At 72.2% G+C, this 19722-nt stretch carries 16 protein-coding genes; 10 read left to right on the top strand and 6 right to left on the bottom strand.

Going from position 1 to position 19722, the window contains the following annotated elements; all coding sequences use genetic code 11:
- The first annotated feature begins 777 nt into the window (after positions 1-777).
- The 4 genes from OHB01_RS04160 to OHB01_RS04145 all read left to right on the top strand — a co-directional run bounded on the left by OHB01_RS04160 (position 778) and on the right by OHB01_RS04145 (position 6962).
- Entirely contained in the window at positions 778-2853 is a 2076-nt protein-coding gene (locus OHB01_RS04160) for a hypothetical protein (RefSeq protein ID WP_328854952.1), read from the top strand.
- A gap of 146 nt (positions 2854-2999) precedes the next feature.
- Positions 3000-4379, top strand: a complete 1380-nt coding sequence (locus tag OHB01_RS04155) for a multicopper oxidase domain-containing protein (protein WP_328709213.1) — start codon at positions 3000-3002, stop codon at positions 4377-4379.
- 97 nt (positions 4380-4476) lie between these two features.
- Positions 4477-5208 (top strand): YcnI family protein, encoded by a 732-nt coding sequence (locus OHB01_RS04150; protein WP_142650705.1) that lies wholly within the window; start codon positions 4477-4479, stop codon positions 5206-5208.
- Positions 5205-6962 carry a copper resistance CopC/CopD family protein gene (locus OHB01_RS04145; RefSeq protein WP_142650704.1) on the top strand — a complete coding sequence of 586 codons (1758 nt, stop codon included), beginning with the start codon at positions 5205-5207 and terminating at the stop codon, positions 6960-6962. Before OHB01_RS04150 ends, OHB01_RS04145 begins: the two co-directional genes overlap by 4 nt.
- Before the next feature lie 2 nt (positions 6963-6964).
- Here the strand turns inward: OHB01_RS04145 and OHB01_RS04140 are convergent, their stop codons facing one another.
- Genes OHB01_RS04140 through OHB01_RS04125 form a run of 4 tightly spaced genes read right to left on the bottom strand, consistent with a single transcriptional unit; the run spans position 6965 to position 12479 of the window.
- Positions 6965-8059, bottom strand: coding sequence for a type III PLP-dependent enzyme (locus OHB01_RS04140; protein WP_328709216.1), 1095 nt, complete (start codon positions 8057-8059; stop codon positions 6965-6967).
- Positions 8056-9699: an IucA/IucC family protein gene (locus OHB01_RS04135; protein ID WP_328854951.1), complete on the bottom strand. Its 1644-nt coding sequence runs from the start codon at positions 9697-9699 to the stop codon at positions 8056-8058. Before OHB01_RS04135 ends, OHB01_RS04140 begins: the two co-directional genes overlap by 4 nt.
- Positions 9700-9702: 3 nt before the next feature.
- Positions 9703-11313, bottom strand: coding sequence for an IucA/IucC family protein (locus tag OHB01_RS04130; protein WP_328854950.1), 1611 nt, complete (start codon positions 11311-11313; stop codon positions 9703-9705).
- Entirely contained in the window at positions 11298-12479 is a 1182-nt protein-coding gene (locus tag OHB01_RS04125) for a siderophore biosynthesis protein (protein WP_328854949.1), read from the bottom strand. Before OHB01_RS04125 ends, OHB01_RS04130 begins: the two co-directional genes overlap by 16 nt.
- Positions 12480-12607: 128 nt before the next feature.
- Here OHB01_RS04125 and nudC point away from each other — a divergent pair, with 128 nt between their 5' ends.
- The gene (nudC, locus tag OHB01_RS04120) at positions 12608-13507 is read left to right on the top strand and encodes an NAD(+) diphosphatase (RefSeq protein WP_419197583.1); all 900 of its coding nucleotides are present in this window, start codon (positions 12608-12610) and stop codon (positions 13505-13507) included.
- A gap of 1 nt (position 13508) precedes the next feature.
- Here nudC and OHB01_RS04115 read toward each other — a convergent pair whose 3' ends face one another.
- On the bottom strand, positions 13509-13748 hold the full coding sequence (locus OHB01_RS04115) for a mycoredoxin (protein ID WP_142620262.1): 240 nt from the start codon (positions 13746-13748) through the stop codon (positions 13509-13511).
- Between the two features lie 332 nt (positions 13749-14080).
- On the opposite strand from OHB01_RS04115, the gene OHB01_RS04110 reads away from it, so the two are divergent.
- Genes OHB01_RS04110 through OHB01_RS04095 form a run of 4 tightly spaced genes read left to right on the top strand, consistent with a single transcriptional unit; the run spans position 14081 to position 16361 of the window.
- Positions 14081-15025: an NAD(P)-dependent oxidoreductase gene (locus OHB01_RS04110; protein ID WP_328854947.1), complete on the top strand. Its 945-nt coding sequence runs from the start codon at positions 14081-14083 to the stop codon at positions 15023-15025.
- A 47-nt stretch (positions 15026-15072) separates the two neighbouring features.
- On the top strand, positions 15073-15294 hold the full coding sequence (locus OHB01_RS04105) for a hypothetical protein (RefSeq protein WP_142650698.1): 222 nt from the start codon (positions 15073-15075) through the stop codon (positions 15292-15294).
- On the top strand, positions 15291-15473 hold the full coding sequence (locus OHB01_RS04100) for a hypothetical protein (RefSeq protein WP_142650697.1): 183 nt from the start codon (positions 15291-15293) through the stop codon (positions 15471-15473). Before OHB01_RS04105 ends, OHB01_RS04100 begins: the two co-directional genes overlap by 4 nt.
- 42 nt (positions 15474-15515) lie before the next feature.
- Positions 15516-16361, top strand: coding sequence for an RNA polymerase sigma-70 factor (locus OHB01_RS04095; protein ID WP_142650696.1), 846 nt, complete (start codon positions 15516-15518; stop codon positions 16359-16361).
- Between the two features lie 157 nt (positions 16362-16518).
- Here OHB01_RS04095 and OHB01_RS04090 read toward each other — a convergent pair whose 3' ends face one another.
- A complete protein-coding gene (locus tag OHB01_RS04090; RefSeq protein ID WP_261985797.1) occupies positions 16519-17517 on the bottom strand; it encodes an alpha/beta hydrolase in 999 nt (332 codons plus the stop codon).
- A 147-nt stretch (positions 17518-17664) separates the two neighbouring features.
- Here OHB01_RS04090 and OHB01_RS04085 point away from each other — a divergent pair, with 147 nt between their 5' ends.
- Positions 17665-19719 (top strand): ATP-dependent DNA helicase UvrD2, encoded by a 2055-nt coding sequence (locus OHB01_RS04085; RefSeq protein ID WP_328854946.1) that lies wholly within the window; start codon positions 17665-17667, stop codon positions 19717-19719.
- The last annotated feature ends 3 nt before the right edge of the window (positions 19720-19722 follow it).

The raw sequence follows: 19722 nt of genomic DNA, 5'->3' as shown, positions 1-19722 counted from the left end.
GATCTGATCTTGATACTGAACCAACCTGATTCACAGGCGCCGCCGCGCCATGTTGAGGAGTTCGTAACCGTGTTGCGCGTGATCATCCGTTTACGGAGAGTTAACTGCGCCGATCTGCGCGTGAAACATCATCACGCTCGCCTTCCGGCTCGGCGTGGTCATTCTTTTACACGGCCTTTCGCGTCTCATGAGTCGTTAAGAATGCCGGTATGTGTCTCGCCGTGCCCCCCGTCGCCGGCGATGGGGTAATCGGTGGACTCTGGACGTTTGGCCATGTTATGCGGCTTGTTCCGGGGTGGTAGCGTCCGCCGTCGGCCGTTTGTATTTGTCCATCGGCCGCCTGGGGGCCGCAAATCCGCGCCGGTCGGCTCGACCTGATTTTGGTCCTGAAACCAGCCCGATTCACAGGCCCCGCCGCACCATGTTGAGGAGTTCGTAACCGTGTTGCGCGTGAGCGCCGGTTCACTGCGAGTTAACTGCGCCTAGTCGCGCGTGAAACATCCGGCTGGCGTCATCGATCTCACCCCACTTCAGGAGGAGTGCATGAATTCTCCCCCACGCGGCATTCTCGCCGCCCGACGCCGGGCCATCAGACGACGATTGGCTTGGCTGCTGACCCCCATCCTGGTTCTGGTAACAATCGGGGTCAGCCCTTCCCCATCCCAGGCGCTTCCGATCGGTGTAGGAACGCCGGTGCAATTCACGCTCACCGATAACTAGGGTGCGTGGTTCGACACCGGTGCGACGCTGTTCGGCACGCGGTCGCTCGGCCTCGCCGTGACGCCGCGGACCAAGCTCGCGTCGCTGCCGCTGAGCGTCGACACGCTGCTCAACGGCGATCTCGGCGGCGGCCTGCTCAACCTGCCGTTGCTCAACGGCGACGCACCGCTGATCGGCAGCCTCGGTGTGAACGTTAACAGCCTGCTCAACCTCGACCAGCTCAACTCGGCGGTCGACGCGGCGGGCGGCCTGCTCGGATTCCTGAACCCAACGATCCAGCGCGCCAAGACGCAGATCAACCAGCTCGGCCAGCAGCTGTTGACGGCGTCGGACAGCAGCGCCGTCCCGCTCAGCAGCCTGCCCGTGGGGCTCGACCTGATGCGCACGCTCAACGAGGTCGCCGCGCTGGCGCCCGCGGACCTGAGCCTCGCGCCGAAGGCGAAGTTCACGGTGGCGGCACCGGCGGCCGCCTCGGCCCACTCGGTGACCAGCCTGATCTGGCCGGTCGGCGCGCAGCCGATCGACCAGAACAGCGCGTTCATCGGCAACGCCGAGGCCGGCCTGACCGAACCGGGCCTGTACGCGTGGGTCTGCAAGATCCACCCGTACATGCTCGGCGCTGTGGTCGTGGACGACCCGCTCACGCCCGGCCTGGACTTCGGCAAGAAGCTCAACGTCAACGTCAAGGGCGGAATCGTCGTGCCCAGCTCGGCCGACGTGGTGCAGGAGCTCGTGCAGAAGTTCTTCCGGATCACCACACCCGACAACTGGCAGGTCTACAGCAACACGCAGACCAAGAACTGGAACCCCTACTACCCGCCCGCGCCGATCCTGCAGTATGACGCGAACGAGCAGCCGGTGCTCATTCCGAGCCTCGACGCGTACTACAACAGCAAGTTCAACGAGGGCGTAACGCTGCCCGCGCTGACCCAGCGGCCGAGCGTGCCCGGCGTCGGCGAGCTCTGGGTCGACACCCAGATGGAGAAATACGCCGGCAAGGCCAAGTCCGGCGCGGCGACCAGGGTCGACGTGCAGAACTGGACCGTGACCCGGAAGGTGGCGCTACCACAGATCAACCTCAACAATCCGCACAACATGTGGTCGGACCGCGACGGAAAGTACATCTATCAGACGGAATGGTTCTCCGACCGTCTGACCGTGTTCGACCGGACCACGGGTAAGCTCGTGCGAACTATCCAGGTCGGCCCGGACCCATCCCATGTGATGACCCGGCCCGACACCGACCAGCTCCACGTCGCCATCAACGCCGGCAACGCGGTGGTCGAACTGAGTCCGGGTGCCACGCAGATCGACAGGCGCATCCTGGTGCAGGGTCCCGGCCAGACACCGGCTCACCCGCACGCGCACTGGATGAGCGCCGACGGGCACACCATGGTCACGCCGAACGTCAACCACAACAACTCGACGATCGTCGACGTGCCGTCGGGCTCGATCCAGGAGGCGCAGACCGAGCAGCTGCCCATCGCGACCGGCATGATGCCGGACGCCTCGAAGTACTACGTGGCCAACTTCCTCGGCCAGAGCGTCTCCTGCGTCTCGTTGGACGGGCCGGCGTGCCACAGCGACAGCGGCACCAACGTCGGCTACAAGGCCATCGACCTGTGGGCGAACTACGACATGGTGACCGGGGCGACGAACGGGAGCTTCGGCGGCCTGCCGATCCAGATCCCGGTCAGCCCTGACGGCAACGTGGTGCTCGTGGCTAACACGCTCACGAGCAACATCGCCGTCATCGACACCAAGACCGACAAGGTGGTCAAGTACCTGCCGTGCGACTCCGGCTGTCACGGCATCAACTTCGGCGCCAAGCGCGGCGGCGGCTACTACGCCTACGCGTCGAGCAAGTTCGCCAACACTCTCGCCGTGATCGACACCGACCCCAACGGCGACGGCGACCCCGCCGACGCCACGATCGTCGGCAGGATGGTTCTCGACTCGGCCGCGGGCACCGCCACGGATGACGTCGTGACCGCCTACAACGGCATGGGCGGGCAGGGCGTCCTCCCCTACCCGATCGTCTACAACGGCTGGGTGCAGAACGCCACGCCGGAGATGGCGAACCAGCTCACGTGTAACCAGCTCAACCCCATCAACCCGGGGGTCTGTGAGTAACCGCGGGCCCGCACTGCGGGGGAGGGACCGTGAAGCGGACGGTCCCTCCCCCTGACCAGGGCCCCCATCGCGCACCACCCACGCCGGTCCATTCGGCCCTCGACGCGTGCGCGCGTGCATTCCACAGTAGACGAGGAAGTACACCCATGTCTGATACGACCGCACCGGAGCCCTTCGCGGCCCTCCGGCGCGCACTCTCCAACGCCTCGCCACCGTTACGCCGGCTGATGCTGATCGGCGTGATCGCGCTCTCGATCCTGGTCTCCGGCACGACACTGTTCGCGCCGAAGGCCGCGCAAGCGGCGAACCACACGATCGCGATCAAGAACTTCGCGTTCACGCCGGACGTGCTCACGCTGGCACCCGGCGACACGGTCACGTTCGTCAACCAGGAGACGGACGGTACCGTCCACGCCATCCGCGGCGACTTCACGTCCCCGGACCTGCCGCCCGGGGCGACCTTCACGGTCACCATCGTCGCCGCAGGCTCGTACAACTACTACTGCAGTTTCCACCCGTACATGACCGGCATCATCAACGCCGGAACGGCATCGCCGTCGCCGTCCCGCTCGCCGAGCGCGAGCCCGTCGCCGAGCCCGAGCCGTTCGCCCAGCGGCAGCCCGTCGCCGGGTGTCAGCCCGGGCGTGAGCCCGAGCCCGAGCGTCACCCCGACGACGCCGACGCCCGGCTCCGCGCCCTGCGACGACCCGGTCCTCGGCGCCGACCAGGGTGACGGCACCCGGCTGGCCGCCTACGAGGTGGTCGGCTCCGTCAAGGTGTTCAAGCTGTGCATGTCGCAGACCGACTGGGAGGTCTCGCCCGGGGTGGTGAAGCTGGCGTACACGTTCAACGGCATAGTGCCCGGCCCCACCATCAAGGTCAACGAGGGCGACAAGGTGCGGGTCATCGTGCAGAACGACCTGCCGGAGCACACGGCGGTGCACTGGCACGGCATGGTGCTGCCGAACGCGCAGGACGGCGTGCCGGACATCACCCAGCCGCACATCCTGCCCGGCGAGACCTACACGTACGAGTGGACCGCCAAGTCGACCGGCACGCACTGGTACCACTCGCACATGGGCGGCGGCCAGGTCGGCCGGGGCCTCTACGGCGCGCTCCTGGTGACCCCGACGCTGGGCGACATCGCCGCCGACAAGCACTACACCATCCAGATCGGCGACGGTTCCAACGGGTTCACCTTCAACGGCAAGTCGTACCCGGCGACCGCGCCGCTGGCGGCGGCGGTCAACCAGAAGGTCCACATCCGGCTGATCGGCGCGGGCCCCGAGATGATCCACCCGATCCACCTGCACGGCGCGGCGTTCCAGGTCGTGGCCCAAGACGGCAACAAGCTCGCGTCACCGTACACCGTGGACACGCTCAACGTCGGCGTCGGACAGACGTACGACATCGTGTTCCAGCCCAAAGAGCCCGGTAAGTGGTTGCTGCACTGCCACATCTTCTCCCACTCCGAGGGACCCAACGGCATGATCGGCCTCGTGACGATCGTCAATGTAACGGCGTAGTCACCGGCTGAACCTGCCTCCGAACCCGTGCCGGTCAGTCGTGACAGCACCTGGCCGGCACGGGCTCCACATACCGATACGCGCAAGGAGCCCGCGCATGAAGCCCATCCGCGCCGTCGCCGCGACGCTCGTCGCCGGCGTCGCCGTCCTGCTCGCCCCCACCTTGCCGGCGTTCGCCCACGTCACCGTTTCCCCCTCGGTCGCCACCACCGGCGGCCGCGGCACGTTCGCGTTCAAGGTGCCCGACGAGCGCGCGGACGCGAACACGACCCGCGTCGAGGTCGTCTTCCCGGAGAACGCCCAGCTCTCCAGCGTCTCCGTGCGCCCCGTCCCCGGCTGGAAGGCCACTGTCGCCACCCGGCAACTGCCGAACGCCGCGTCCGCCGGGTCCGAGGACGAGGCCGCCGACAAGGCCGTCACGGGCATCGTGTGGGAGGGCGGCGCCATCAAGCCCGGCGAGTACCAGGTCTTCGAGGTGTCCCTCGGCCCGCTGCCCACCACGCCCGGCGAGCTCGTGTTCAAGGCGCTGCAGACCTACAGCAACGGTGAGGTCGTCCGCTGGATCGACATCCCGGAGGCCGGCGCTCCACAGCCCGAACACCCGGCGCCGGTGATCTACGTCAAGCCGCCGGACGCGCCGCAGGCCACCGCGCCCGCCGCGGCCACCCCCACCGACGACGGCGTCGCTCGCCTGCTCGGCTGGGCCGGCCTCGCGCTCGGCGCGCTCGCGCTGCTGACGGCGGCCGCGACCGGGCTGCGCCGGCGCGCCCCGGCGCCGGCCTCCGCGCCGCTCGCGGAGGCGGACACCGCCGCGCGGCTCTCGCCATGACCCGCACCAGGACGCGCGGCGCGGTGCTCGCCGTCCTCCTCGCAGGGTTAGCCACCGCCGTGTCCCTCATGGTGGCGAGCCCTGCCTGGGCGCACGCGGAACTGATCGACGCCGCGCCGGCCAACGGCCAGATCTACCAGGACTCCCCTCGGACGCTGCTGCTGCAGTTCACCGACCCGGTGACCGTGCCGCCGGACGGCGTGCGGCTGTTCGGCCCGGACGGCGCCCGCATCGGCATCGGCGCACCGGCCCACCGCGCGGGCGACGCCACGTCGGTGGAGGCCCCGCTGAACGGGAAACTCGCCGACGGCGTCTACACCGTCTCGTGGCGGGTGGTGTCCTCCGACAGCCACCCGGTGCAGGGCGCCTACACGTTCACCGTCGGTACGCCGGGCAGCCGGCCGGCCGGCGTCACGCCCCCGGACGATCGTCACGGCGATGTCGCGACCGCGTACGGCGCCGCCCGGTGGGCCGCGTTCGCAGGGTTCGCCGTGCTGGTCGGCACCGCCTTCTACCTGGCGTGGTGCTGGCCGGCCGGTGCGCGGCGACGGCCGGCCCGGCGGGCGTTGTGGGCCGGCTGGGGCGCCGGCCTGGCCGCCGCGATCGCCTCCGGCCTGTTGTACGGGCCGTACGTGGCCGACGGCGACCTGGCGGGCGTCTTCGACCCGCGGCTGCTGTCCACGACGTGGGCCACCGGCCTGGGCCGTGCCCTCGGGATTCGCGTCGCTCTGCTGCTCGCCGCGGCGCCCGCGCTCGTCTGGCTGCTGAACCGCTACCCGGACGCGCCGGACCGCCGCACGCGGTGGACGGCCGCGGCGGCGGTGCTCGCGGCCGCCGCGGCGCTCGCCACGACCTGGAGCCTCGCGAACCACAGCGTGACGGGCCAGGCCCGCGGGTTCGCCGTGCCGGTCGACGTCGTGCACCTCGTCGCCGGCTCGGTCTGGCTCGGGGGTCTCGTCGCGCTCGCCATGACGCACGTGCCGGCCCGCGACGCCGTGACCCTGCGCGTGGCGGTGCCCCGGTTCTCGCACACGGCGCTGGTGTGCGTGGCGGTCATGGCCGCCACCGGTCTGTTCCAGGCATGGCGGCAGGTCGGGTCGCTGCCGACGCTGTTCGCCACCGCGTACGGCCGGGTTCTGCTGGCGAAGGTCGCCCTCGTGGTCGTGCTGGTCGCGTTCGGCGCCGCCGCCCGCGGATGGGTCGCCCGCCACTACGGCACGGGCGGCAACCGGCGTCGTGGCGGCCCCGACCCCTACCAGCTCTACGCGTTCTACCGGCGGTTGCTGGCCGAGACGGCGGTGGGCGCCGTCGTGCTCGGCCTGTCCGCCGCGCTGGTCGCCATGGAGCCGGCCCGCTCGGCGTACGCCGGGCGCCGCTCGACGGCGGCGCCCGCGAATACGGCGGCGCCGGTGCCGGTCGTGCCCGAACCCGTGCCGTTCTCGGCCGGCTCCGGCCCCGCCGCGCGTGGTGCGGTGCTGCTCGAGGTGTTTCCACCGAAGGTGGGGCCGGCGCAGCTACACCTGTCGGTGCTCGGCCCGAACGGCGCGCCGCTCAACGTGCCGGAGGTGCACGCGGCCATGACCCTCACAGGCCGGGACCTCGGGCCGATCCCGGTGGAGCTCCAGGGCGCCGGCGGGCACTACATCGGCCAGATGAACCTGCCGTTCCCGGGTCGCTGGCAGGCCGTTCTCACGGTCCGCACCACGGAGACGGACCAGGCCACGGTTCGCGTCGTGGTCGACGTGAGCGCGTGAAGTCAGCTCAGGTAGTGGAACGCCGGCTTCGGGTGCATGAGGAAGTCGTGGTGGGAGATGTTCCAGGCGTACGCGCCGGCCATGGCGAAGGCGACGACGTCGCCGGCGGCGAGCGAGGCGGTGACGCGGCGGGCGAAGACGTCCTTGGGGGTGCAGAGCCGCCCCACCAGGGTCACCGGGCCGTCCTCGCCGTCCTCACCCCTCGGCAGCACCACGAAAGGCTGGTCGTGGCCCTTCGTGACCGGCGTCCGCAGGTGGTGGGTGCCGCCGGACAGGACGGCGAAGCGCTCCCCGTGCACGCGCTTCACGTCGAGCACGGTCGTGAGATACCAACCGCAGTAGGCCGTCAGGGCGCGTCCCGGCTCCACGCGCAGCGTCTCGCCCGGCCGGGCCAGCGCCCGCAGGCCCGCGCCGTACGCCGCCCAGTCGAACAGCTCCTCCGGGCGGGTGTAGGAGACGGCCATGCCGCCGCCCAGGTTGAACTCGCGCAGCCCGAGGCTCCTGCCGTACGCCAGGACGGCCTCGGCGAGCGCGAGCAGGTCAGGGGCGGCCAGGCCGCTCGCGAGGTGGGCGTGGATGCCGCGCAGCCGCACCGGTGAGGACCCGAGCAGGGTCAGGCACTCGGCGATCCCGCCGGGGTCCATGCCGAACGGCGTGGCGCCGCCGCCCATGGCGAGCGCCGCGCCGGTGACGGGCACGTCGAGGTTGACCCGCAGCAGCACGTCGGCCGGTTCGCGTAGCCGCCGCAGCTCGGCCGGGCTCTCGACGTGCCAGCGGTGGGCCGAGGGGGCGAGGGCCAGCTCCGCGCCGGTCTTGCCCGGCCCGCCGAAGCTCAGCGGCACCTCCGGCAGCACCGCTCTGACGTGCGCGAACTCGCCCCCGGATGAGACCTCGAAGCCGTCCATGTGCGGCGCGAGCACCCGCAGCACCTCGGGGTCGGGATTGGCCTTGACGGCGTAGCAGATCTCCGTGTCCGCCAGTGCGGCCCGTACGGCGGCCGCGTGACGGTCGAGCCCGGCCAGGTCGTAGACGTAGGCGGGGACGTCGTCCAGCGACTCGGCGACCTTCCGCACGCCCGCCGGCACCTCGATGCTCATCGGCGCTCTCCTTCCGCGTCCACGCGGAGCGGGTTCGGGACGGGGACATATCCGGCGGCCCGGTCGGCCGCCCTCGCCCAGCGCACGCCCAGGTTGGCCTTGGCCGGCAGCGGCGCCCCGGCCAGCACCCGGGTCAGCGGCGCGAGCGCGTCGAGACCCGCCGCGTGGTCCGCGACGTAGCGCTCCAGGGACTCCCGGGCGACCGCCCACAACGCGCGCAGGACGCCGTCGGCCGTGCCCGCCGTCGTCGCGGCGACTTCCGCCAGGTGGTTGACGAACAGGCAGTAGGCGACCCGGTTCCAGCCCCGCGCGGCGTCGTACGACAAAGGGGCGGCCACCCCGCCCGGCACGCCGGTCAGGTCGTGCCGTCCGGTGACCAGCTTGGTGCCCTCCAGGTCGCGGAAGACCGCCTCGACGGGCCATCCAGCGGCGTCGAACCCGACGAGCACGTTCTGCACGTGCGCTTCGAGCACGACCCCGTGCCGGAAGAAGGCGTCGAGCACCGGGAACGCCACGCGCTCGACGTACGCCCCCCACCACGCCACAGGATCGGCCGTACGGCGGGTCAGGACGGCCTCGGGCACCCCGTCCGCACCGGCGGCCAGGGCGCCCGCGAGCACCGGCGTGGTGCCCGGCCCGCAGACCGCCCACGGACCGGTGCGGACGATCACCCCGAGCCCTTCCAGCAGCCGGGTGCCGAGCGTGGCCGATCGATAGCCGGGCTCGGGCAGCCACCGCGTGCCGGGGAAGCGCCGGGCCAGCCGCTCGAAGACGGGAGCGAGCCGCCGGGTCAGCTCGACCGCGCCGCGCAGCTCATACCAGGCGTTCTTCCGCACGCAGTTGGTGATCCGCACGTCGAGGCTGAACTTCAGGCACATGCCCGTGCCGGGGTCGTACACGGTCCGGACCGACGACGTGGGCACGACCGCGCGGGGGCCGGGCCCGAGGTCGACCAGCCGCCCGTCCGCGAACGGCCCGCGCAGCTCGGCGGCCAGCAGGCCGAGCTGCCAGGGATGGGCGGGCAGCGGGACATATCCGTCCGGCGCGTTCCCGAATGTGTCGAGCGCCGCCGTGTCGCCCTCCTGGGCCACCAGGTCGGCGCGCACCCCGAGCAGCCGCGGCGCGAACCGCGCGTGCGTCTCGGGCGCGTAGTCCGGCCAGTCGTCGCCCGAGCGCGCCTTGGGCGCGGGATGGAACGGGTGCCCGGCCACGAGGGCCTGCTCGGAGGCGAGCCACGGGTCGGCGGGCGGTACGGCCCGCGCGCGGGCGGCCAGGATCGCGGCGACCGCCTCCCGCCCGGCCCGCACCTGGGCGGCGAACTCCTCGTTGCCCCCGTCCAGGCCCCCGTCCAGTTCCTGCTCCACCAGCGCGACGAGCGGCGACAGGCCGAGGGGCCGCCAGCGCCCCTCCGCGAGGTGCTCGGGCGGGCCGTCGAAGCGCAGCGCGATGCCGCCGTGGACGCGGACGCGCACCGGCGTCCCCGCCACGCGGAGCGTGAGGTGGGGCCCCGCGGCGCGCACGTGCCCACCGGGGATGGCGACCTCGCGTAGCCAGCAGCGCAGCAGCGCCCCGAGCGCCGCCTCCTCGGCCAGGGCGGCGTGCGGATCGCGGGTGTGATTGTCGAGGAGCAGGCCGTCCACGGGTCAGGCACCCCTCAGGTAGTTGGGACCGGTCGTGCCGTAGAACTTGTTGACGTCCCTGGCCCCGGTGCGGTCCTTGGCCACGAGCGTCCCGGCGACGACCATCGACTTGCCGGTGAGGCGGGCGGCCTCCAGCGTGCGCGCCCGCAGCAGCCGGGCCATCGGGTCGTCCCCGTACGGCTCCAGCGCCGCCGTCAGCGCCCGCGCGACGAGCGTGGCGGCGGACCCGGGCAGCGCGCCGTGGGCCACGGCCATGGCGGCCAGGTGCAGGGTGATCGTCACGAAGACGTCGGCGAGCGCGTACGGGTCGTCGGCCAGCATGCGCTCGTCGCCGAAGCCGGGCGGCTCGATCCCCGCCGCGTGCAGCCGCCGGGGCGAGGCGAGCAGCCCGTCGTTGTCCTTGACCAGCAGCCGCATGGGCCCGTCGCCGAACACCAGCGCGAGGTTCTGCTGGTGGGCCTCCAGCGCGACGCCATATCGGACGAACAGCGTGACGTTCCACTCCAGCAGTGCCGTGAGGTAGTCGCGCAGCAACGCCTCCGTGTCGCCGCCGTAGTGACGCCCGGCCACCTCGTGCAGGACGAGCCGCCCGTCGTCAGGCAGGGGCGCGAGCAGGGCGGCGACCGGCACGATCTCCCCTTCGGGCAGGTAGCGGACGAGCCAGCCCAGGTATTCGTGCCCGGCGTGCCCGTAGGTCTGCTCGTCCGCGAGCGTGACGCGCAGGCCGGGTTCGCGGGCGAGGATCGCGCGCAGCAGCGTCTCGGCCAGCGCGCCGTCGCGCAGGGTGCCGGGTTTGATCGACCGGCGGTTGCGCAGGCCCAGCGTGCTGGCCGGGAGCGGCACCTTGAGATGCACGCGCTCGGCCACCTCGACCGTACGGGTCGACAGGGTCGGCCGTACGACCAGGTGAGCCTCGCGCGCGGTCACGAGCCCGGCAAGCCCGGCCACCAGCGGCTCTGTCAGCGGATGGACGGGGAGGAGCACGTGCGTGCGGGCCAGATCGGGCGCCAGCCCCACGTCACGTGGCGCGGGCCACCAGCGGGGGAGATCGGGCCGCGAGAGGGTCACCCCCTCGCGCGGCACGGCCGCCCACCGCATCGCGAACTCCGGGGCGAACTCGGGCGCGTACGCCGCCAGGCCGGCGGGGGAGATCCCGAGGCGGGCGCGGGCCGTCGGATAGAGCGGGTGGTCCACGGTCGCGGCCAGCGACTCGTAGCGGATGAGGCCGCGACGCCCGCGCAGCCGCCGGGCCACCTCGCCGCGCGTCCGGTGGTGGGCCTCCAGGGCCGCGAGCGCGTCGTGGCACTCCCGCTCGAAGGCGGCGACCCCCTCGGCGTCGGCGGGGTGGGCGACGGCCTCCAGCGTCTCCAGCACCTCCGCCAGGCGCAGGCGCTCGTGCGGGGCCGTGGCGAAGTCCTGGAACGGACTGCCCGGGGCGAGCCCCACCCGCCGTCCCGAGGCGAGGACGATCGCGACCCCGTCCTTGTCGTGGGTGACCCTGGCGGAGATCCCGGCGTAGTCCTCCCGCAGCAGGGCGTTCAGCACCCGCGCGGCCAGGTAGCGCTCGCGCTCGGTGGCCTGGTCGCGTGCCGCCGGGATCATGCGAGCACCCAAGGGTGCTCCTTCCTGAACGCGCCGATCGCGGCGTCGACGCTCGCGTGGTCCGGGCCGACGGCGCGGAGCAGGCCGAGGTAGTCGCGGTTCGTCCCCGTCACCTCGACGTGATCGCCGATCTCGCGCAGCGCCCGGTGCCGGAGCCGCACACCGTCCTTCTCCATGGACAGGTCCGGCGGCGCGCCGGTGACCGTGCCGGAGTGCTCGGCCACGAGGCTCACCACGGACCCGTACGCCGCTCTGTACGCCGCGCGCAGGCAGTCGAGGTCGAAGGAGGACACCGGTTCGCCCGCGTGGACGCGCAGGATCCACTCGTGCAGCGGCACGCCGAGCAGGTCCGCGAGCAGGAAGTCGCAGTTGTCGCCGATCAGCCGATAGTTGATCTCGATGACGCGGGGGCCGTCGCGGGTGACGGCATATTCGGTGTGGCACACGCCGAAGCCGATCCCGGCCGCGTCGAGCGCCGCGCCGAGATGGGCGAGGTGGCCGGTGTCGGGGGGCCGCCAGTCGAGGCGCTCCTCCACGAAGTGCGGCAGCGGGCCCAGCGTGGTGGCGAACCCGCCCAGCACGCGCCGGGTCTCGTCGTCGCCGAGCGTCTCCAGTGTGCGCACCGGCCCGTCGAGGAACTCCTCCGCGACCACGACCTCCCCCGGCCGCCGCTCCCGCGCCGCCGCGACGGCCGCGGCCAGCGCGTCGGGCCCGTCCACCAGCACGACGTCCTCGCTGGCCACGCCCTGCGCGGGCTTGACCACCACCGGGTACGGCAGGCCGTCCGGCAGGCCCTCCGCCGGGTCCGCGCTGGGAGGGATCCGTACGGACCTGACCGGTTCGACGGCGGCGAGGGCGCGGCGGGTGAGCGCCTTGTTCTTGGCGGTGACGCAGGCCCGCCAGTCCTTGCCGGGCAGGCCGAAATACTCGGCGGCGAGCGCGGTCGCGGCCTGGAGATGGTCGGAGTTGGAGAAGATCACGTCGGGCCGGTGGTGGGCGGCCACCGCGTCGATCACGGCCCGGAAGTCGCGGACGTCCGCCGCCACGACGTCGTGGCCCGGATACCGATCAGGCTGGTCGGTGAGTATCGTCACGTCCCAGCCCAGCGCGGCCGCGGCGGGGAGGAACCCGCCGGTCACCGAATCGGTCGGGTTGAGCGTGGTGAGGTACAGCCGCACCGGCCCTCCATAGGTAAGGCTAACCTAAGTGACCGCATCCTAGCCGGGAGCACGATCATTTGACCGGCGAACGGGAAAGGGCGGGGAGATTGCCGGAGCGGCGGCAGTGGAAGGATGACGGCGTGGAAATCGCGGACGGACTGCTCGGACCCCTGCTCCTGGCGCGCAGCGCCATCGACCGATCGGCGGCCCTGCGGGGCGACGAGGAATGGCTGCGGCGGGCGTGGGAGGCCGAGAAGACGCGGGTTCTCCTCGTCCACGACGGCCGCACCCTGCTCCGCCGCTTCACCGACGGCGCGGCCCTGGTGCTCACCTCGCCGGCCGAGGCGCCGGAGGGCACCCGCTATCTGCTGGGCGTGGACGAGGACGGCGTGCCCTACTTCGCCGTCAACGCGCCGCTGCCGGAGGGCGACGCGGCGGGCCTGCGAGAGGCCGCGGTGCTGCTGGACGACCGCGACGCCGGGCTGCTCGTCTACGCGGTGGCGCTGGAGGCGTGGCACGCGAGCCACGAATACTGCCCGCGGTGCGGCAGCCGTACGGACGTCACCGCGTCGGGCCACATGCGGGTGTGCTCGCGGGACGGCAGCCAGCACTTCCCGCGCGTCGACCCCGCGGTGATCATGCTGGTGCACGACGACGAGGACCGCATCCTGCTCGCGCGCGGCCCGCAGTGGCCGCAGGGCCGGATGTCGGTGCTCGCCGGGTTCGTGGAGCCGGGGGAGTCGCTGGAGCACGCGGTGGTCCGCGAGGTCCTGGAGGAGGTGGGCGTCGCCGTCACCGCGCCGCGTTATCTCGGCAGCCAGCCCTGGCCGTTCCCGCGCAGCCTGATGCTGGGCTTCTTCGCCCGCGCCGTCACCACCGAGCTGCGTCCCGATCTGGAGGAGATCGCCGAGGCGCGCTGGCTGTCCCGGGAGGAGCTGGAGGCACAGGTGCGCTCGGGCGACCTGGTGCTGCCCGGCCAGGTCTCGATCGCCCGGCGGCTGATCGAGACCTGGTATGGGGAGCCGATCCCCGACACCGAGTGGTGAGTCAGCAGGCGCCTTCGAGGTGCCGCTTCACCTCGGCGACCGAGGGGTTGGTCATGGTGTGGCAGTCCGCGACCACGGTGGGGACGACCTGGTTGCCGTTGTTCACGCTCGCGACGAAGTCCGCGGCGTCCGGGTGCTGCTCGATGTCCACCTCGCTGAAGACGATGCCCTCCCGGGTGAGCTGGCTCTTCAGCCGCTTGCAGGGGCCGCACCAGCTCGTGGTGTAAACCGTCAGCGCCATCTGTCGTCCCTTCCGTGCGCATCACTGTTGCCGAGAGCAGTCATGGCAACATCGCGAGTGCGCCGCATGTTCCCGCCGCGTCCACCCCCTTTTGATCTCGGCTCCGCGCGGCCTCTGAGGGCCGGATGGCAGAGGCGCCCGGCGGTCGGGGCGCAGGCGGCATAGGTGAGCGAGCCGCACTGGAAGCGTCCGCGGACGGCCGGGATCGTCCATCGGTGCCGGATTGTGACGTGGATCACTGCCGTGATTGTCACGCGGGGGCGGGCCGGCTCGTCTGGTTGCCGTGAACGGCGGATCCCGGCCAGAACGCCGGGGCGGACCAAGGAGTGATCATGCGAGTTCTCGTCGCGGGGGCCACTGGGGTGATCGGTGAGCGGATGGTTCCGCTGTTGACCGCGGTGGGGCACGAAGTGCTGGGGCTGGCCCGGCCGGGGAGCGGCACGGCCAAGCTGGAGGCGGCGGGTGCCCGGGTGGTGGTCGCCGACGCGCTGGACCGGGACGGGGTGCGCCGCGCGGTCGGGAAGGCGGCGCCCGACGCGGTGGTGAACATGCTCACCGCGATTCCGGCCGAGATCGATCCCCGGCATCTGGCGCGCGATTTCGCGGTGACCAACCGGCTGCGCACCGAGGGCACCCGGAACCTCATCGAGGCCGCCCGCGGAGCGCGGATCATCAGTCAGGGCCTGGCCTACGCCTATCAGCCGGGCGAGGGCATGGCCGACGAGGACGCCCCGCTGTGGCGGACCGGCACGCCCGGACAGTTCGTGCCCGTGCTGGACGCGCTGGCCGAGCTGGAGCGCCTGACCACGCAGGCGGGCGGGCTGGTGCTGCGGCTGGGCCACCTGTACGGGCCCGGCTCGATCTACGCCCCCGGCGGATCCTTCGTCCGGCAGGCACGGGCGGGGAAGGTGCCGCTGGTCGGTGGCGGGAACGCGGTCTTCTCCTTCACGCACGCCGACGACGTCGCGACCGCCGTCGCGGCCGCGCTGGACAAGCCCGACGTCAACGGCGTGCTGAACATCGTCGACGACCGGCCGGAGCCGCTGCGCCGATGGCTGCCGGAGCTGGCCGCCCTCCTTCGCGCCCCGGCGCCGAAGAGGGCGCCTGCCGCGCTGGCCCGGCTGGCGGTCGGGAGCTGGGGGGTGGCGTTCATGAACCTGCTGCGCGGCGCCGCCAACACCTGGGCCCGGCTGCACCTGGACTGGCGTCCCCGTTACTCCTCGGTGTCCGAGGGATTCGCGGCCGAGCTGCGCGACGCGCCGGCTCAGGCCGCATGAGCCGCGAACCGGTTCTCGCGTAGCCATCGATTCTGAGGACAGATCTGATGAAGGCTCTGCTGAAAGCGATGCTCGTCGTCGTGACCGCCGGTGCGTCGTTGACCCCGGCCACGGCCCCCGTACGGGCCGATGTGATCTGCGACGACTGGTGCGAGGCCGCCTGGGCGCAGCAGCGCGCCGACGCCCTGCCCCGCACCGCCTTCTACGACCCGCCGAACCCGCTGCCCTGCTGCAGGGCCAGGCTGACACCGTCATCCCCGCGTGGATGACGGACGAGGTCGCCCGGGCGCTTCGCCGAACCGGGTGCGCGGTGGACTACCGCACCTACCCCGGCCTGGAGCACGATACCTACCCCGGACAGACCGTCGGCATCGACGACGGCGCCATGCCGGACATCCTCGACTGGGTCGCCGGCCGGTTCGCCGCCGGAAGGGACACGGCGAAGTGAACGTCGATCGGCGGGCCGCCGCCGGCGGGCAGGGAGCGCACAGTGGACGAGACCTTTGAGGAGCACCGGCAGCTCCTCCTCGGCCTGGGGTACCGGTTGCTGGGCAGCATGTGGGACGCCGAGGACGTGGTGCAGGAGACCTACCTGCGCTGGACGAACACCGATCGGTCGCAGGTCCGTGAGCCGCGCTCGTTCCTGGTGACGGTGGTGACCCGTCTGGCGCTCGACCAGTTGCGCTCGGCGCGAGTGGCGCGCGAGGCATACATCGGGCCGTGGCTGCCCGAGCCGGTCGACGGCCGGGCGTTCGGCCCGCTGGAGACCGCCGAGCTGCGCGACACCCTCTCGTACGCGACGCTCCACATGATGGAGCGGCTGTCACCGCCGGAACGGGCGGTCTTCGTGCTGCGCGAGGCATTCGACGTGCCCTATGACCGGATCGCCGAGATTCTCGACGCCTCCGTGCCGACCTGCCGGCAGTGGCACCACCGGGCGGTGCGGTATCTGAGCCGGGATTCCGGGCGGTTCGCCGCCCCCGCGCGGTCCGAGCACGCCGAACTGCTCACGCGGTTCCTGGCCGCGGCGCAGGACGGCGACCTGGCCGCCCTGGCCGAGCTGCTGGCCAAGGACGCGGTCGCCTACAACGACGGCGGGGGCAAGGTCCGTGCCGCCCTGCGCCCGGTCCTCGGACGGGACAACGTCGTGGCGTTCGTGGCCGGCCTGATGTCCCGGTACCCGATCGAGGAGGCCCGCCTGACCCAGGCCAACGGCGAACCGGCCGTCTGGACCGTGATCGGCGGGCAGCGGCAGCTCGTCGCCTTCGACGTCCGCGACGGACGCATCCACGCCATCTACGGCGTCCTCAACCCCGACAAGCTCATCCACATCTGACAGGACGAGCATCCAGGGGGCTCTGCGGCCGCTCGCGAGGACCCGCCACTCAGGGCGGGTCCTCCGCGCGGTACGTGGGGAGGGCGAGGTCGTGCCGACCGGCGGTGATCAACCAGCCGCGCCAGACCTCAACCACCCCCATGCGCGGATAACGGGGCTAGTGCCCCAGCCGGGCGACGATCCAGTTCTGGACGGTCTCGGCGACCCCCGGCTCCCGGTAGAGCGGGGAGCTGTGCTGGGTGCCGGCCATGGTCTTGACGGTCATCCGCACACCCACACTGGCCAGCGCCTCCTTGAGCATCTCGCTCTGGTAGGGCGGGACGAACTCCTCGGCGGAGTGGAAGGCGAGCATCGGCGGGTCGCCGGGCGAGGCGTGGAACGGCACCTCCATGCTCGACCACACGCTCGGGCACTTGGCGGGCGTGCAGCCGCCGGCCAGCTTGATCGCCGCCTTGCGCAGCTTCTGCTGCTCCTTGGTGCCGAACGCGCTGCCGTCCGCGAACGCCGACAGCGGCGAGACGGGCGGGGAGATCCCGACGACGCCGCGCAGGCCCGGCCGGCCGTCGCCGTACGCGCCGACGGCGGCGGCCAGATGGCCGCCCGCGGAGAACCCGACCAGGACATAGCGGCCGGGGTCGGTGTTGAACATCGCCGCGTGCCTGCGCACGGCGTTGACGGCGGTCAGCACGTCGGTGCGCTGCGCCGGCCAGGCCGCGTCGCCCGACAGCCGATAGTCGAGGTTCACGACCGTGTAGCCGAGCTGGGAGTAGCTGCGGCTGATCGATTTCATGTACTTCTTGTCGCCACCGGACCACCAGCCGCCGTGGATGACGAAAACCGCCGGGCGCCGCGGCCCGGCGGTGTGCCACCACACGTCCATGGTCTGGCGCGCGTGCGAGCCGTACGCGTAGGTGCGGATCCGCACGTCCGGCGGCGTGGGCGCCGACGAGGGCGAGGCCGACGGGGACGGCGAGGGCGACGGGCTCGCGGAGGGCGAGGCGGAAGGCCCGGCGGTGGGCCGGGTGGTGGACCCGGCGGAATGCGTCGCGGAGGGGTTGGGGGAAGCGGAGGGGCGATGGGCGGGGGAGCCCGCCGGGGTGGCCGCCTGGGCGTCCGGCGAGGCCAGGGCGAGGGTGGCGAGGGCTGCGGCGCCCACGCCTAAAGCAGTTCGGACCGCGGTGGCCACGGTGTGTTCCTCCCCGATGTAGCGGCGTGCGCCGACCGGTCCCCGGGACATGCTCGGCCGGCTGCTGGAAGGATGATGCCAGTAACAACGTCCGCAACGCATGTTGGGAGCTCCTCCTTGGACGTCCTCGACGGTCTGGATCCCGAGCAGCGCGAGGTCGCCCAGGCGGTGCGCGGACCGGTGTGCGTGCTCGCCGGCGCGGGGACCGGCAAGACCCGCGCCATCACGCACCGCATCGCGTACGCCGTGCACACCGGGGTCGTCGAGCCGCAGGGCGTGCTCGCCGTGACCTTCACGACCCGCGCGGCGGCCGAGCTCAAGCAGCGGCTGCGCGGCCTCGGTGCGGCCGGCGTGCAGGCCCGCACGTTCCACGCGGCGGCCCTGCGCCAGCTCAGCTACTTCTGGCCGCGCGTGATCGGCGGCGACCCGCCGCAGGTGGTCGAGTCGAAGCTGCCGCTGCTCGTGGAGGCGGCCAGGCGCCTGCGCAGGAACCCCGACCGCGGCGAGCTGCGCGACGTGGCGAGCGAGATCGAGTGGGCGAAGGTCACCCAGGTCGGCCCGGAGGACTACCCCGCCGCCGCGGCCAAGGCCCGGCGCACGCCGCCGATCGCGCCCGAGGAGGTGGCCCGGCTGTACGAGGGGTACGAGAGCCTGCGCCGCCAGCGCAACCTGATCGACTTCGAGACGATCCTGGAGCTCACGGCGGCCGTGATGACCGAGCACCGCGAGGTCGCCGCGCAGATCCGCCAGCAGTACCGCTATTTCGTGGTCGACGAGTTCCAGGACGTCAACCCGCTGCAGAAGCTGCTGCTCGACACCTGGCTCGGTGGGCGCGACGACGTGTGCGTGGTGGGCGACCCCAACCAGACGATCTACTCGTTCACCGGCGCGACGCCCCACTATCTGACCAACTTCGCCGTCGAGCACCCCTCGGCGGCCGTGATCAGGCTGGTGCGCGACTACCGCTCGAGCCCGCAGGTGGTGACGCTGGCCAACCGCGTCATGGCGCGCTCGCCCCACCGGCTGGAACTGGTCGCCCAGCGGCCCGACGGTCCCGAGCCGGTCTTCACCGAATATGACGACGAGCAGGCCGAGGCGCTCGGCGTCGCGCTCACGGTCAAGAAGCTGATGGCCGACGGCGTGCCCACCCGCGAGATCGCGGTGCTGTTCCGGGTCAACGCCCAGTCGGAGGCGTACGAGCAGGCGTTCACCGACGCAGGGGTGCCCTACCTGCTGCGCGGGGCGGAGCGGTTCTTCGAGCGCCCCGAGGTGCGCCAGGCCGTGGTGCTGCTGCGCGGCGCGGCCCGGTCGTCGGCCGACGAGCCGCTCGCGCCCGCCGTGCACGCGATCCTGTCGGGCATCGGGCTGACCGCCGAGCCGCCCGGCGGCGGCAAGGCCAGGGAGAAGTGGGAGTCGCTCAAGGCGCTCGCCGACCTCGCCGAGGACATGGCGGCCGAGGGCACCGACCTGCCCAGGTTCGTCGGCGAGCTGGAGCGCAGGGCCATGGAGCAGCACGCGCCGCCGGTCGAGGGCGTGACGCTCGCCTCCCTGCACGCCGCCAAGGGCCTGGAGTGGGACGCGGTCTTCCTCGTCGGCCTCACCGACGGCATGGTCCCGATCGTCTACGCGGAGACGCCGGACCAGATCGAGGAGGAGCGGCGGCTGCTGTACGTCGGGATCACCCGGGCCCGCGAGCACCTGCACATGTCGTGGGCGCTCGCCCGCTCGCCGGGAGGCCGCCGCTCCCGCAGGCCGTCGCGCTTCCTCGACGGGCTGTCCCCGCGTACGGCGAGCGTGGCCAGGGCCGAGCGGCCGGGAGGCTCCGGCGGCCGGGCGAAGCGCTCGGCGGCGCCGCTGCACTGCCGGATCTGCGGCAAGACGCTCTCGGCGGCGGCCGAGCAGAAGCTGGGCCGCTGCGCGACCTGCCCCGCGGACTACGACGAGGCCCTGCTCGAACGGCTGAAGGCGTGGCGCTCGGCCGAGGCGAAGGAGCAGAAGGTCCCCGCGTACGTCGTCTTCACGGACGTCACCCTCCAGGCCATCGCCGAGCGGGCGCCCGCCTCCGAGCAGGACCTGCTCGCGATCGCCGGAATCGGACGCGTCAAACTTGAGCGGTACGGCGACGCGGTCCTGGAGCTCTGCCGCGGCGCCGGTACTGTTACCGACGAGTAATAC

Origin of the sequence: Microbispora hainanensis (assembly GCF_036186745.1) — a bacterium.
In the GTDB taxonomy this organism is placed as follows: domain Bacteria; phylum Actinomycetota; class Actinomycetes; order Streptosporangiales; family Streptosporangiaceae; genus Microbispora.
Note: the sequence above shows the minus strand (reverse complement) of the source record. Positions and strands in the feature narration are given on the sequence as shown.

Excerpts from the sequence above, each read along its gene's own strand:
- OHB01_RS04155 (WP_328709213.1), top strand. The coding sequence starts at position 3,000 with ATGTCTGATACGACCGCACCGGAGCCCTTCGCGGCCCTCCGGCGCGCA.
- OHB01_RS04100 (WP_142650697.1), top strand. The coding sequence starts at position 15,291 with ATGACGGACGAGGTCGCCCGGGCGCTTCGCCGAACCGGGTGCGCGGTG.
- OHB01_RS04140 (WP_328709216.1), bottom strand. The coding sequence starts at position 8,059 with ATGAGCATCGAGGTGCCGGCGGGCGTGCGGAAGGTCGCCGAGTCGCTG.
- OHB01_RS04110 (WP_328854947.1), top strand. The coding sequence starts at position 14,081 with ATGCGAGTTCTCGTCGCGGGGGCCACTGGGGTGATCGGTGAGCGGATG.
- OHB01_RS04150 (WP_142650705.1), top strand. The coding sequence starts at position 4,477 with ATGAAGCCCATCCGCGCCGTCGCCGCGACGCTCGTCGCCGGCGTCGCC.
- OHB01_RS04115 (WP_142620262.1), bottom strand. The coding sequence starts at position 13,748 with ATGGCGCTGACGGTTTACACCACGAGCTGGTGCGGCCCCTGCAAGCGG.
- OHB01_RS04105 (WP_142650698.1), top strand. The coding sequence starts at position 15,073 with ATGAAGGCTCTGCTGAAAGCGATGCTCGTCGTCGTGACCGCCGGTGCG.
- OHB01_RS04145 (WP_142650704.1), top strand. The coding sequence starts at position 5,205 with ATGACCCGCACCAGGACGCGCGGCGCGGTGCTCGCCGTCCTCCTCGCA.